The organism is Sphingomonas sp. PAMC26645, assembly GCF_004795835.1.
Classification (GTDB): Bacteria; Pseudomonadota; Alphaproteobacteria; order Sphingomonadales; family Sphingomonadaceae; genus Sphingomonas.
Genome location: NZ_CP039249.1, coordinates 1,587,188 through 1,601,178 on the forward strand (window position 1 = coordinate 1,587,188; position 13,991 = coordinate 1,601,178).

Annotated in this window: 9 protein-coding genes and 1 tRNA gene; 3 read left to right on the forward strand and 7 right to left on the reverse strand. The window is 64.1% G+C overall.

The annotated features are described in order from the left end of the window. Window positions 1-37: 37 nt before the first annotated feature. Genes E5673_RS07435 through E5673_RS07450 form a run of 4 tightly spaced genes read right to left on the reverse strand, consistent with a single transcriptional unit; the run spans window position 38 to window position 5,935 of the window. The gene (locus tag E5673_RS07435; protein ID WP_136189489.1) at window positions 38-1,525 is read right to left on the reverse strand and encodes a tryptophan halogenase family protein; all 1,488 of its coding nucleotides are present in this window, start codon (window positions 1,523-1,525) and stop codon (window positions 38-40) included. Further along, window positions 1,522-3,039 (reverse strand): tryptophan halogenase family protein, encoded by a 1,518-nt coding sequence (locus E5673_RS07440; protein ID WP_136189490.1) that lies wholly within the window; start codon window positions 3,037-3,039, stop codon window positions 1,522-1,524. Before E5673_RS07440 ends, E5673_RS07435 begins: the two co-directional genes overlap by 4 nt. Further along, window positions 3,036-4,436 carry a tryptophan 7-halogenase gene (locus E5673_RS07445; RefSeq protein WP_136189491.1) on the reverse strand — a complete coding sequence of 467 codons (1,401 nt, stop codon included), beginning with the start codon at window positions 4,434-4,436 and terminating at the stop codon, window positions 3,036-3,038. The genes E5673_RS07440 and E5673_RS07445 overlap by 4 nt, the downstream gene beginning before the upstream one ends. Then, window positions 4,433-5,935: a tryptophan halogenase family protein gene (locus E5673_RS07450; RefSeq protein WP_136189492.1), complete on the reverse strand. Its 1,503-nt coding sequence runs from the start codon at window positions 5,933-5,935 to the stop codon at window positions 4,433-4,435. The genes E5673_RS07445 and E5673_RS07450 overlap by 4 nt, the downstream gene beginning before the upstream one ends. A 153-nt stretch (window positions 5,936-6,088) precedes the next feature. Between E5673_RS07450 and E5673_RS07455 the strand changes: the two genes are divergently transcribed. Together E5673_RS07455 and yghU are read left to right on the forward strand one after the other, a co-directional pair. Then, entirely contained in the window at window positions 6,089-9,469 is a 3,381-nt protein-coding gene (locus E5673_RS07455; RefSeq protein ID WP_168711583.1) for a TonB-dependent receptor, read from the forward strand. A gap of 226 nt (window positions 9,470-9,695) precedes the next feature. Beyond that, entirely contained in the window at window positions 9,696-10,589 is an 894-nt protein-coding gene (yghU, locus tag E5673_RS07460) for a glutathione-dependent disulfide-bond oxidoreductase (RefSeq protein ID WP_136189494.1), read from the forward strand. Window positions 10,590-10,971: 382 nt separating this feature from the next. Here the strand turns inward: yghU and E5673_RS07465 are convergent. Together E5673_RS07465 and E5673_RS07470 are read right to left on the reverse strand one after the other, a co-directional pair. Then, window positions 10,972-11,046, reverse strand: a tRNA-Glu gene (locus E5673_RS07465). Between the two features lie 99 nt (window positions 11,047-11,145). Continuing rightward, window positions 11,146-12,519 carry a 3-deoxy-7-phosphoheptulonate synthase class II gene (locus tag E5673_RS07470; RefSeq protein WP_136189495.1) on the reverse strand — a complete coding sequence of 458 codons (1,374 nt, stop codon included), beginning with the start codon at window positions 12,517-12,519 and terminating at the stop codon, window positions 11,146-11,148. A 204-nt stretch (window positions 12,520-12,723) separates the two neighbouring features. On the opposite strand from E5673_RS07470, the gene E5673_RS19625 reads away from it, so the two are divergent. Beyond that, window positions 12,724-12,888, forward strand: coding sequence for a hypothetical protein (locus E5673_RS19625; protein ID WP_162236723.1), 165 nt, complete (start codon window positions 12,724-12,726; stop codon window positions 12,886-12,888). Here the strand turns inward: E5673_RS19625 and E5673_RS07475 are convergent. Next, window positions 12,882-13,820, reverse strand: coding sequence for a D-2-hydroxyacid dehydrogenase (locus E5673_RS07475; RefSeq protein WP_136189496.1), 939 nt, complete (start codon window positions 13,818-13,820; stop codon window positions 12,882-12,884). The two genes, E5673_RS19625 and E5673_RS07475, sit on opposite strands and share 7 nt — an antisense overlap. Window positions 13,821-13,991: the final 171 nt, after the last annotated feature.

Below are 13,991 nucleotides of genomic sequence, written 5' to 3' on the forward strand. Positions count from 1 at the left end.
AACGATGGCGAGCGGCACGGCATTAGCCGATACTGGTTCACGCCAACCTGGCGAGCGCATGGGCATGGGATGGCATATGCGTTAGTGAAGTAGCGACTACGCGTTCGACCTGAGCCAACCGATTGGCGGCGGTCTCGATCGGTATGCCGTCGCAGATCGGATCGTAGCCTGAGACGGGGGCGTTCTGTCCGGTCAACACAGCAAGCCAGCTAGTTTCATTGAACAGTTCGTCGGCCTCTCGAAAGATGCGGCCGCCGGCGCGAAACAATGCGAGCTTTTCGGCCAGGCCTTCAGGGATCGCTGCAGCAGCGCGGTCGCGCCAAAACGGTTCTGCGCGCGCATTCAAATGGTAATGTGCGACGAGGAAGTCTCGGATGCGAGTATATTCCGCGGTCATGATGCGGTTGTAGCGCTCGACCACTGCCGGGGCGGGAGGGGCGCCCGTCGGCAACATCCTGAGCAGATGCTGCAATCCGCTTTGCACCAGATGAATGCTGGTGGATTCAAGCGGCTCCATGAACCCCGCCGCCAGACCAAGAGCGATGCAATTACCGACCCAGAAGCAGTTGCGGTGGCCCGTTGCGAAGCGGATCACGCGAGGTTCGGCAAGGGTCTCTCCTTCCACCCCGGCCAGCAACGTTGCGGTCGCCTCGTCCTCGCTCATGTTGCGGCTGGAAAAGACATGGCCGTTGCCGGTGCGGTGCTGCAGCGGGATACGCCAGCGCCAGCCGGCGCGTTCGGCGATCGCCCGAGTGAGCGGCAGCGGTGCGGCGTCGGCAACCGAAGCCACTGCGACGGCACGGTCGCAGGGCAGCCATTCGGACCAGTCGGTCCATCCTGCCTCCATTGCGCCTTCGATCAAAAGTGCGCGAAAGCCGGAGCAGTCGAGGAACAGGTCGCCGGCGATGCGGCTGCCATCGGCGAGATGTACAGCCGCGATACCCGCTGGGCCGCGCTCGACGCGTTTGACCAGCCCTTCATGGCGGACGACGCCGTATGCCTCGGCCTGCACGCGCAAGAACGCGGCGTAGCGCCCGGCGTCGAAATGATAGGCATAGCCGATCCGCGACAGGGGTGAGTTTCCATTCGCGATCGGCCGCGAGAAACGGCCGGCCTCCGCTGCGCATGCCTCAAGCGAATAGGCGCCCAGTGGTTCTGCCGCGCCTGCCTGGCGCACACGCAGCCATTGCGCGGCGAACGGCACGCCGGCGATGTCGGTACCGATCTGGCCAAACGGATGGACATAGGACTCGCCTGGACGCGTCCAGCCTTCGAAGCGGATGCCGAGCTTGTAGCTGCCGCCGGTCGCGCGCAGGAAGGCGTCCTCGTCGATCCCGAGCATCGCGTGGAAGGTACGGATCGGGGGAATCGTCGCTTCGCCGACGCCGACCGTGGGGATATCGTCCGACTCGATCAGCGTCACGCGCGTGCCGGCGGGGCCGAGCAGCCGCCCGAACGCGACCGCCGCCATCCAGCCCGCGGTACCGCCACCGACAATCGTTACAGATCGTAGAGCGTCGGTCATGCGCGCACGCGCGTCGGGCTGGTACGGGCGAGATAGTCTTCGTGACGCGGCATCCGGGCTGCGGCGTCGGCGAACATCGCGCGCAAACGATCAAACCGGGCGTCCACGTCCCGGGCGTCGACCGCATCGGCGAGGCGGTCCCAGCCCTCGGGGACGATGCCCTGACCCAGCAACACTGCGACCCAACTTGCTTCGGCGAACAGATCGTCCTCCCATCGGAACAGCCGTCCACGACGTCGCCACAGGGCAATCTTCTCGGCGATACTATCGGGGATCGCCCGCGCGCCGGCCTCGCGCCAGAACGGAGAGTCGGTCCGGCGGGTCGCATGATAGTGAAGCACGAGGAAGTCGCGAACCTGGTCAAACTGCGTTTCGGCAAGACGATTATAGGTATCGATCTCGACCGGCGAGAAACCTTGGTCGGGGAACAACGCCAGCAGCTTCGAGATGCCGGTCTGCACCATGTGGATACTGGTCGATTCGAGCGGCTCGGTGAAGCCGGAGGCTAGGCCGAGTGCGACGACGTTGCCTATCCATTGTTTTCGCCGCCGCCCGGCTGTGAAGCGAAGAACGCGAGGGTCGGCAAGCGGTGGCCCATCTACACCGTCGAGCAAGGTCGCGGCGGCCTCGTCGTCCGAGCAATGAGCGCTGCTGTAGACATAGCCGTTGCCGGTGCGGTGTTGCAGCGGAATGCGCCATTGCCAGCCGCTCGCTTGCGCGGTCGAGCGGGTGTACGGCGCGATCGCGGTGCCGATATTCGCGGTCGGCATCGCAACGGCCCGATCGCAGGGCAACCAGCGCGTCCAGTCCTCGTAACCGGCACCGAGTGCCTGCTCGATCAACAACCCGCGGAAGCCGGAGCAGTCGAGGAACAGGTCGCCTTCGATCCGGCGGTCGCCGGCGAGCGTGACATAACGGACGTGCCCGGTATCGCCGTCGAGCGCGACATCGCCGATCTCGCCCCCGATCCTGGTGACGCCGTCGCGTTCCGCACGACCTCGCAGGAATCGGGCATAAAGGCCGGCGTCGAAATGATAGGCATGCGCCATCTGTGACAATATGGATGCCGGGTCGGGCGAGGGGGGGGCGAACCGCCCGGCCCGCGCGGCGACCGCGCAGAGCGAGTAGGCGTCGATGTCCTCGACCACGCCTGCTGCTCGCCGACGTCGCCAATGTTGGTGGAAGCGGACGCCCTCGATATCGAATCCGAACCCGCCAAACGGGTGGAGATAGCGTTCGCCGATCGCACCCCAGTCGACGAACTCGATGCCGAGCTTGAAGCTGCCCGCCGTTGCCGCCAGAAACGCCGCTTCGTCGATGCCGAGCATCGCGTTGAAGGCTCGGATCGGCGGGATCGTTGCTTCGCCGACACCGACGGTGCCGATCGTATCGGACTCGATCAGGGTCACGCTGGCCCCCGTCGGGATCAGTCGCGCCAGCGCGGCGGCCGCCATCCAGCCCGCGGTGCCGCCGCCGACGATGACGATGCGACGGACAGGTGAACCCAGCGTCATGCAGCAGCCAGTTCGGCCATGGCGTGCGCGTAGGGCGGAAGCGCTCGGACCTGCGCGATGATCCGCGCGCGATGATCGGCGAAATGCTGCTGGATCGTTGCCAGGGGTAGCGCATCGGCGCGCGCGTCGTACCGCCGTGGCACGAGACCCATCGCGTCGAACATTGCGGCCCAGTCCTCCTCTTCGAACGGTTCGTCATCGAACATCGGCAGACGTCCGCGTGCGGCAAACAGGGTGCGTTTCGCCTCGACGGCATCGGGAAGCATCGTGCCGCCGGGCTCGTCTCTGGATGCACCCACGCCACGGCCTGCGGCCTTTTGCGCGATGACGAAGTTGCGGGCGCCCGTCATGGCGTTTGCCGTAAATCGATTGAACGCCTTGGCTTCGACCGGCGCTCGGCGTTCCGCGGGCCAAAGCTGTATGAGCTGCGCGAGCGACCGCAACAGCACCGTCAGCGCGGTCGGGTGCAATGGCTCGATAAGCCCCGCAGCGGCGCCCAGGGCAATGCAGTTGCCGCGCCAAGCCTCAATGCGGCGACCGGCGCGGAACGGCGTGCCCTCGCCACCCGCGGTGCAGGTCAAACGCACGTCGGCGCCACCGAGCGGCCAGGTTGCGGTCCAGCCCGAACCCTGCGCATCGACTTGCGTATAGGGTGGCGGTGCGCCCGTTGCCGACAGCGTTTGCGTATGCATTCGGTCACACGGCAGCCAAGCAGACCAGTCCTCGAATGCCGGCGCCGTCCAGCTCGCGATGCGCGCGCTGCTGCCGGAACAGTCCAGCACGAGCAGCGGTGCGATAGAGGTACTGTCCGTCAATTTCAGTATCTCGACGATGCCGTTCGCATCGATCCGTGCGTCGGCAAACGATGCGTTCGCGCAAGACGCACCGAAGTTCATCGCGGCCGCGCGTAGCACCGCAGTGTAGCTTTCGACCGGCAGATGCAACGCATGCGCGATCGGGGCTTCGAGAGCGAACCGGCCGGACTGTGCGGCAACGGCAGACAGGGCATAGTCGGCCAGACGGACATGGATCCCGTCCTTGCGCAGCCGGCCGGCAAGCTGGTGGAACGCAATACCCTGAAGCGGCGCGCCCGTTTCGCCGTACGACAGGAACGCTGCGGCACCGTCCTTGCGCCAGCCACCGAACGCGACCCCGAGCGCATGGCCTCCGCCGGTTGCGCGGACAAGCGCCGTCGGCTCGATACCGAGATCGGCATGAAACCCGCCGAGCGCCGGCGGCACCGTGATTACCGGTGCAAAATCCCCCAGTCCGTCGCCAGTCGTGCCATGGTCGATCACGACGACATGATAGGCGTCACGAGGCAGGCGACGCGCGAGCGCGGCCGCGGCCATCCAGCCGCACAGGTTCGCGCCGAGAATTGCGACGACCCGGCTCATGCCGCGGCCTTGATCCGCGCGATATAGTCTTCGTGCAAGGGCATTGTCTTGGCTGCACTCGCACAGGCGGCGGCGACCCTGGTGACGTGAGCTCGCGAAGTCGCTGACGGAATATCCGCAATCAGCGGATTCACGCGGTCCGGCATGATGCGTTGGCCGTAATAGACGGCAAGCCAACTCGCCGGCAGGAACATGCCCTCTCGATAGGATGCGACGATGCCCCGCTCGCGGAATTCGGCGATCTTCTCGGTCAGCGACGAGGGCAGGGTCATGGTTCGCATGTAGCGCCAGAACGGCGTGTCGTCGCGTTCCGTGGCACAGTAGTGCAGCACCAGGAAGTCACGGACCCGGTCATATTCGAGCGCCATCGCGCGGTTGAACTCCGCCGCATCGGCTGGGTCGAACACGCCACCGGATGGAAACAGTTCGATGAGCTTGCCGATCGCGAGCTGGATCAGGTGGATGCTGGTCGATTCAAGTGGTTCGAGAAACCCCGCGGACAAGCCGATCGCGACGCAGTTCCCAACCCATTGCCGATCTCGCCGGCCCGTACGAAAGCGCAGCATGCGCGGTTCGGCAAGCGCCTCGCCCTCCAGGTTATTCATCAACACCGCACGTGCGGTTTCCGGGTCGGTGAACCGTGTCGAGAAGACATGGCCATTCCCCGTTCGATGCTGCAGCGGGATGCGCCATTGCCATCCGGCTTCACGCGCGGTTGCCCGGGTGTACGGCGTCAATGCGCCGGCATTGGCGGTGGGAACGGCCCATGCGGCATCGCACGGCAACCAGTGTGACCAATCCTCAGATTTAATCTTGAGTGCGCCATCGATCAGGAGTGCGCGAAAGCCGGAGCAGTCGATGAACAGGTCACCCGCGATCCTCCGACCATCGGCAAGGCGAACGGCGTCTATACCGCCTGCGCTTTGCTCGACCGCATCGACGCGTCCTTCGATCCGGACGACGCCGCGCGCTTCGGCATAGTCGCGCAGATAGGCCGCGTAGAGCGTCGCATCGAACTGATAGGCGTAGGAATAGGTCGACCCGATCGAGCGCGGGTCCTCGAGCGGCGGCGTAAAACGATTTTCGCGCGCGGCGACGATCGGCAGCGAGCAGTCTTCCAAAGCCGGTAGGCCGTCAGTGCCACCGCGCGTTGCGTGTGCCCAATGCTGGTGGAAAGGCAGGCCATCGACGTCGTGCCCAAAATCGCCAAAGGGATGGATGTAGCTGTCGCCGACACGGCCCCAATCGCGAAATTCGATGCCAAGCTTGAACGTCGCATTTGTACGACGAATAAAGTCGGCTTCGTCGATACCCAATCTTTGATTAAAGAATCGGATGTGAGGAACCGTCGCTTCGCCGACGCCGACTGTGCCGATCTCCTCAGACTCGATCAGGGTTACGTCGGCAAGCCGGCCGGCGAAACTCATGGCCAATGTTGCCGCGGTCATCCAACCAGCGGTACCGCCACCAACGACTACCACTTGCATCCCGGCACCCATCGCCAAACCTCATCCCCTCTGTGTTGTATCAAAGACACGACTTGCTCATTTCCGAGCGTTCTTAACCTTTTATGTAGCTGTTACATTCGGATGACGCTACCTCGCCCGGCAGATAAAGCGCGCCAAAGAATGATAGCGCTATCTATAAAGGGGATGCAGAACGTCATGGCCACTGCGAATATCTTAGTTGCGTCGACTCGTATTGGTGCGCTGAAAGGCGGGGCATCGTTGATCGCGCTGTGCCTGGCCGCGTTGCCGCAGGTGCTGCATGCCCAGCAAGCAGACACACTTCCTTCGCAGAGCACGCCGACCCCGGCGGCGCTCGGCCGTACCGCACCTTCAGATCGGGCTGCAGCGGCGAGCGTCGACGCCTCCTCGTTCGGGCTGGCACAGCCCTCCGCAAACGCGCAGGTTCCGTCGGGTGGCGCCGTGCCGACGAAGGCCGAGCAGTCGACTGCGACCCCGCAGGACGAGGCCGCCAACCAGGACATCGTGGTCACCGGCATTCGTCGTAGCCTGCAGAGCGCGCAGGCGATCAAGAAGAATTCAGAAGTCGTCGTAGACTCGATTTCGGCCGAGGATATCGGTGCACTGCCGGACCGTTCGGTCACCGAAGCATTGCAGCGCGTTCCCGGCGTGTCGATCAGCCACTTCTCGGCCGGCGTCGACCCGGACCATTTCTCGACCGAAGGGTCGGGCGTGGTCGTGCGCGGCCTGACCTACACACGGTCCGAGATCAACGGACGCGATTCGTTCAGTGCGAATAACGGTCGTGGCCTGTCGTTCGCCGACGTGCCGTCCGAACTGCTCGGCGGCGTCGATGTGTTCAAGAGCCCGTCGGCGGACATGATCGAGGGCGGCATCGCCGGCACGGTCAATCTGCGGACCCGCCTGCCGTTCGATTCGACGGGCTTGACGCTCGGCGGCACGCTCGAGAACAACTACGGCGATTTCGTCAAGAAGTCGGCGCCGACCGTCTCCGTCCTTGCCAGTGATCGCTGGCACACTGGTATCGGCCAGTTCGGCCTGCTCGGCAGCTTCGTGCGGTCTCAGGTTCGCTCGCGCGCGGACAGCGTGCAGATCTCGAACTGGGGTCAGCGCGTCCTGACGGCGTCGGGTGACCTGTTGCAGCCGCTTGGCGCGAACAACGTCCCGAATGTGGGGACGACCGTTTACGTGCCCCGCGGCGCGGCGATCCGCAGCCAGGAATTCAACCGGACGCGGTACGGCTATTCGGCCGCCGGCCAGTGGCGGAGCAACGACGAGAAGATGACGGCGACTGCGCAGTTCCTGCGGTCGGACTCGCGTGAGGCGTGGACCGAGAATTCGATCGAAGTCGCGACCGACAACGTGCTGGCAGCGGGCGATTCGCAACCATTCCCCGGGACCAGCTTCGCTTATGACGACGACAATGCGTTCACCAGTGGCCTCATCACCGGTCCGAACGGCTATCGCGCCGATCAGGGTGGCGACATGCGTACGCCGACCAATGGCTTGCAGAGCAACAACATCGCGCGCGGCAACACGGCACGTTACATCACCAACGACGCCAGCTTCAACTTCAAGTGGCAGCCGACTATGCGTCTGGGCGTAACCGTCGATTACCAGCACGTCTGGTCGAAGGTTAACGTTACGGATCTCACCGTCTGGGGGACGACCTACCAGAATGCCGACATTCGCTTGAACGGCAGCGACCCGGCCTATGTGAACTTTATTCCCGTCACCAACGGCGCCAACAACTACCAGAACGCGGCACATCCGAGCTACGCAGACCCGTATAACAACTTCTACCGGTCTGCGATGGACCATATCGAGGACAGCAAGGGTAACGAAGACGCCGCGCGCATCGATCTGGACTATTCGTTCCCGGAAGAGAGCTGGCTGACGTCGATCCGCGCCGGCTATCGCTTCTCCGATCGCCAGAACGAAGCGCGGTCGACGGCGTATAACTGGGGCGTGTTAAGCGAGATCTGGGGCGGCGGCGATGGCAGCACGACCGCACCGGGATCGACCGGCGGACCGGTGTGGTTCGACCGCCCGATCGATGGCAATCCGACGACCCGCGACGCGGGTGCGCCGGGACCGCAACAGGCCTTCACCTACGACAATTTCTTCCGTGGGCAGGCCAACGACGCGTCCAACGGTGGCCGGGTATTCTATCCTGGCAGCCAGCTTCAGGATTACGGGACCGCGGTCCAGCAGATCAGCCAGATCGGACGCGAATGGCGCAACTTCACGTCGACCAATTCGGGCGCCGATGGTTGGGTGCCACTTGCCCAGCGTACGGGTGCGATCGCCGGGACGCCTTTCCTGCCGGGCGAGGTCAATCCGGTCAGCGAGCGCAACAACGCCGCCTATGCCGAAGTCCGCTTTGGCAACGACCTGTCGAACGGGTGGAACCTCAGCGGCAACGTCGGCGTGCGATATACCAAGACGCGGCGCGTCTCGTCGGGTTTCTTCTCGTTCCCGAACCAGTCGTTCAATTGCGTTGCGCCCACGGACGGCACCGCGATCTCGCGGTTCTGCGCCTTGCCTGACGCAACACGGGCGGCGGCCGCAGCGTTCCAGAACGGCAATCTCGTGCCCAACAACGCCAAGCTGACCTATGACTACTTCCTGCCCAGCTTCAACGTGAAGCTGGCGGTTGGTGGAGGGCTCCAGTTCCGTGCCGCGTTCAACAAGAGCGTAGCACCGCCCGATTTCGGCCAGACCCGGTCGTTCTACAATGTCGGCCTGACGACCAGCGATCAGACGATCCTGTTCAACGGCGGTCCGGTGGCGATCTTCGACGTCGGCAACCCGAACCTCAAGCCGGTCCGTGCCGACAATTACGATCTGACTGCGGAATGGTATTTTTCGAGCGTGGGTCAGCTGACCTTCTCAGCGTTCGCGAAGAACCTGTACGGCGTACAGTCCGTCGGTACACAGCGCCTGTCGTTCACCAACAATGGCTCGACGTTCGATGCGATCGTCACCACGCCGCTGAACTCGGCGGATACGGGTAAGGTGCGCGGGTTCGAGGTAGGGTATCAGCAGACGTACGGTTTCCTGCCGTCGGTGCTCGGCGGCCTCGGGCTTTCGGCCAACTTCACCTATGTGCACTCTACGGGTGTGTCGCAGCAACAGCTGGACCCGAACGATGCGAACATCGCGGCGGGCTTCATTTCCTCGGTCGATACCGGGAAACTGCCGTTGCAGGGGTTGTCGAAGTACCAGTTCAACATCGGGCCGTTCTATCAGCGCAATGGCCTGGAACTGCGCGCCGCGTATAACTGGCGGTCGCGGAACCTGTTGACGATCCGCGATGCGATCACGCCGTTCGCGCCGGTCTATGCGGAGTCATACGGGCAGCTCGATGCGTCGGTCTTCTACGCGATTACGCCGGCGGTGCGGATGGGCTTCCAGGGCGTGAACCTGACGAACTCGGTGACGCGGACGTCGTACGTGATCAACGACGATCTGCTGACCCGACCGCGCAACTGGTTCATCAACGATCGCCGCTTCACCTTCTCGATCCGCGTCGCGATCAAGTAAGGCGAAAAACCGGCCGGCTGGTTTGGTCGGCTTGATATCCTCCCTTGGGGCGTCCCGGTCGTGCGGGGCGCCTCTTGTGGCGTCAGCGGCGCAACGCTCGTGGTGGCGGCACCGCGGCGCCCATCGGGGCAGGTGCAAACCAGCTCGCCAAATGTACTCCGCACTTGCGTCATATTCCGCAACGGCTCACGGCGCCGACAAGGAATAACCCACGCGGAGAATCCTAATGACCGAGACCGCCGATTACACGCCGCCGAAGATCTGGACTTGGAACAAGGAGAGCGGGGGCAGGTTCGCCAGCATCAACCGCCCGATCGCCGGCGCTACGCATGACAAGGATCTGCCGGCGGGCAAGCATCCGCTGCAGCTCTATTCGCTGGCGACGCCCAACGGGGTGAAGGTGACGGTGATGCTCGAGGAGCTACTCGCGGCTGGTCACACGGGTGCCGAGTATGACGCCTGGCTCATCAAGATCATGGACGGTGACCAGTTCGGCAGCGGCTTTGTCGAGGCCAACCCGAACTCAAAAATTCCCGCACTGGTGGATCGCAGTGGCGAAAGCCCGATCCGGGTCTTCGAGTCTGGCTCGATCCTGGTCTATCTCGCCGAGAAGTTCGGTGCGTTCCTGCCCACCGATGTCGCCAAGCGCGCCGAGGTGCTCTCGTGGCTGTTCTGGCAGATGGGGGCGGGGCCGATGCTTGGCGGCGGGTTCGGGCATTTCTACGCGTATGCGCCGGTTAAGATCGAATATGCGATCGACCGCTTCGCGATGGAGGTGAAGCGGCAGCTCGACGTTCTCGACCGGCGCCTGGGCGAGAGCGAGTATCTTGGCGGCGACGAGTATTCGATCGCCGACATGGCGGTGTGGCCTTGGTACGGTGCTCTGGTGAAGGGGCTGGTCTACGACGCCGCGGAGTTCCTTCAGGTAAACGACTACAAGAACGTCCTGCGCTGGACCGACCTGATCGCTGCACGGCCCGCAGTGGCGCGTGGGCGGATGGTCAACCGCGTGATGGGTGATCCTTCCAGTCAGCTCCCCGAGCGCCACGACGCTGGGGATTTCGATACGCGGACGCAGGACAGGCTCGACGCCGCAGCGGCTGACAACGCGACAGGGTGACGCTTCGCTCAAGGCACTGAGCGGTCGTTACCCGGTCACCGCCTTCGCGACGCAATCAGAGCGACCCAGATCGATGCCTGCTGCGGCATCGATCTGGGTCGGCTTTGCTTAGCCGTCTGCCATGCCCTGAATGACGCGCCGCTCGAATCCGACTTCGCTCTCGATCACCGCGGCGGAGAGGCGTTCGATGACAGCACGCAGGCGGCCGGTCGAAACTGTTGGAGCGGTGAGACGCGGGCCATCGATCGATCGACGTCCCTACTTCACACCAACTCGCTGCGTTTCGTCACCTACGCCGACGACGATCAACGGTAAGGGCAAAACCTTGCTTTAAACGGGGACAGTGAGGCTCGCTGCACGTTCCCGCCACAAAAGCGGTAGCTGGTGACCCCTACGAGAATCGAACTCGTGCTTACGCCGTGAGAGGGCGTCGTCCTAACCGCTAGACGAAGGGGCCGTTAGCAGAAGCGGGCGTCTACGGAATGGGGTGGCAGGCGTCAAGACGCTTGCCGATAATTCCGTAGATGCCCGCCCGTTTTTTCCGGCGCCCATTTTGTTACGCGGCGGCCTTCTTGCGCTCGGCCATTTCCTCGTTGAGCATCTCGGCCAGCAGGAAGGCGAGTTCGAGGCTCTGGCTGGCGTTGAGGCGCGGATCGCAGTGGGTGTGGTAGCGATCCGCAAGCGACTGCTCGGTCACGTCGACCGCGCCGCCGGTGCACTCCGTCACGTTCTGGCCGGTCATCTCGGCATGGATGCCGCCGGCGTGCGTGCCTTCCGCGCGGTGGACCGCGAAGAAGCCGCGGACTTCGGCGAGGATACGGTCGAACGGGCGCGTCTTGTAGCCGTTGGCGGCCTTGACGACGTTGCCGTGCATCGGGTCGCAGCTCCACACCACCGGATGGCCCTCGCGCGTGACGGCGCGGACTAGGCGGGGCAGGTTCGCCTCGATCTTGTCGTAGCCATAGCGCGTGATCAGCGTCATCCGGCCGGGTACGCGGCCTGGGTTGAGCGTGTCGAGCATCCGCAGCAGCGCGTCGGGCTCCAGGCTCGGGCCGCACTTTATGCCGATCGGGTTGCCGATGCCGCGGAGGTATTCGACATGGCTCGATCCCTCGAACCGGGTGCGATCGCCGATCCACAGGAAATGCGCGCTGGTGTCGTACCAGTCGCCGGTCAGCGAATCCTGCCGAGTCAGCGCCTGCTCGTACTGGAGCAGCAGTGCCTCGTGGCTGGTGTAGAAATGCGTCTGCGCAAGCTGCGGCACGGTCTCGGGATCGATCCCGCACGCGGCCATGAACTCGAGCGCCTCGCCGATCCGGTCCGCGGTCTCGGCGTATTTCTTCGACCAGGGGCTGCGGCCCATGAAGTCGTGCGTCCAGCGGTGGACCTGATGCAGGTTCGCGTAGCCGCCTTGTGCAAACGCACGCAGCAGGTTGAGCGTCGCCGCCGACTGCGAATAGGCGCGGATCATCCGCTGAGGGTCGGGCGCGCGCGATTCCGCGGTGAAGGCGATATCGTTGACGTTATCGCCGCGGTACGACGGCAGCTCGACGCCGCCGATCGTCTCGGTATCGGTCGAGCGCGGCTTGGCGAATTGACCCGCCATGCGGCCAAGCTTCACGACGGGGAGCTTCGATGCGAAGGTCAGGACGACCGCCATCTGAAGGATGACGCGGAACGTGTCGCGGATGTTGTTGGCGCTGTGCTCCGCGAAGGACTCGGCGCAGTCGCCACCCTGGAGCAGGAACGCCTTGCCGGCTGCGACTTCGGCGAGCGACGCGGTCAGGTTGCGAGCTTCACCAGCGAAGACGAGCGGCGGGAAGGTCGCAAGCTGGTCGGTCGCGGCGGTCAGCGCTGCTGCGTCGGGATAAGTGGGGAGCTGCCGCGCTTCGTGACGTGTCCAGCTGTCGGGGGCCCAGTTCGCGGCCATATCATGTCGTCCGATTGGTGAATTGTGACGATGGCAATGCGCGAAAACGCCTTTTTGCGCAACGAAGTAAAGCTTGGCCGGCAGCGGCGAAATGCTGCACAGGTCGGTTCAACCGGATGTAGTGGTTAAATCCATTCATCCCGGATTAAAAAATATATGGCGTCTTCGCTGTCCAATCGGCATGGTCCACACATGGACATGCCAATGCGTATCATCATCGCGCTTTCGATCATCGGCGGGGGCATCTTGGTCGGCGTACCGATCCTGATCATGTACTCGCGTCGTCGTCGCGCCGACAAACTTCGTCGCCGCGGAATCAAGAGCTATAATCGCAGCCCCCGCCCGGCCACGACCCAGACCGGTCAGTAACCCGCGTCGAGATCGGCGACGTTCTTCATCGGGCGACCGGCGAGGAACGCCGCGAGGTTGTCGAGGAACAGCGTCGCCCCGCGAGCGAACATCGTCGTCTGGCTGCGGCCCGACAGGTGCATCGTGACGATCGCGTTAGGCGTCGACCAAAGCGGATGATCCGCGGGCAGGGGCTCCGGGCTGGTCGGATCGAGTACGGCGCCGGCAATCGTCCCGTCGGTCAATGCCGCGATCAGCGCATCGTCGTCGATCATGTCGCCGCGCGCAATGTTGATCAGCCAGGCGGACGGCTTCATCCGGTGTAACTCTTCGCGGCCGATCATCGCGTGCGTCGCGTCGGTCGAGGGCGCGGCGAGGATGACCCAGTCGAACGCATCGAGCCGATCCCGCCAAGCGTCGGGGGTGATCGTGCCATCGCGGCCGGTGCGCGTGACGCCGGTGACCTCGACCCCGAACGCGGTCAAGCGATCGCCGATCATCTTGCCGATCGTGCCATAGCCAATGACAAGTGCCTTGGTTCCGGCGAGTTCGATCTTGCCGGGCGCGTCCTTCAACCACTCATGACGGTCCTGCGCGCGGACGACGGTATCGAAGCGCTTGGCGGCGACGAGCACCGCCATCACCGCATATTCGGCGACCGCGACGGCGTTGATGCCGGCGCCGTTGGTCAAAGTGACGCCGTTCTCACGCAGTGTGTCGAGCGGGAACGCGTCGAGCCCGGCATAGATCGTCGAGACCCATTTGAGGTTTGGCCCGGCATGGCGGATCGCGTCGGCGACGAGTTCGGTCGGCTGCATGTCCACCCAGGCGATATCCGCGTCTGCGATCATCGCGTTGGCCTCGTCCGGCTTGGCGAACCAGGCGACGTCTAGGTCCGCAGGCAGATGCGGTTCGAGGAGCGGGCGGGCGGCGGCTGGGAGGACGGCTTTCATCCGGAGAACATCGGCGTGCGGCGGGGCATGTCAAGTTGTGCAGCGCTCTGCGACGGATCGGTCCCGCGTTCCCCTGCAGTAACACTTTACCACAATGGTCTCGTTGTCCGCGCGAAGGCGGGAATGACGATAGACTTTCCCTGTGGCCCTAGTTCTTGGACCTACCCGGCG

Coding starts and splice junctions, on each gene's coding strand:
- E5673_RS07435 (WP_136189489.1), bottom strand. CDS start 1,525: ATGACCGACGCTCTACGATCTGTAACGATTGTCGGTGGCGGTACCGCG.
- E5673_RS07440 (WP_136189490.1), bottom strand. CDS start 3,039: ATGACGCTGGGTTCACCTGTCCGTCGCATCGTCATCGTCGGCGGCGGC.
- E5673_RS07445 (WP_136189491.1), bottom strand. CDS start 4,436: ATGAGCCGGGTCGTCGCAATTCTCGGCGCGAACCTGTGCGGCTGGATG.
- E5673_RS07450 (WP_136189492.1), bottom strand. CDS start 5,935: ATGGGTGCCGGGATGCAAGTGGTAGTCGTTGGTGGCGGTACCGCTGGT.
- E5673_RS07455 (WP_168711583.1), top strand. CDS start 6,089: ATGCAGAACGTCATGGCCACTGCGAATATCTTAGTTGCGTCGACTCGT.
- yghU (WP_136189494.1), top strand. CDS start 9,696: ATGACCGAGACCGCCGATTACACGCCGCCGAAGATCTGGACTTGGAAC.
- E5673_RS07470 (WP_136189495.1), bottom strand. CDS start 12,519: ATGGCCGCGAACTGGGCCCCCGACAGCTGGACACGTCACGAAGCGCGG.
- E5673_RS19625 (WP_162236723.1), top strand. CDS start 12,724: ATGCGTATCATCATCGCGCTTTCGATCATCGGCGGGGGCATCTTGGTC.
- E5673_RS07475 (WP_136189496.1), bottom strand. CDS start 13,820: ATGAAAGCCGTCCTCCCAGCCGCCGCCCGCCCGCTCCTCGAACCGCAT.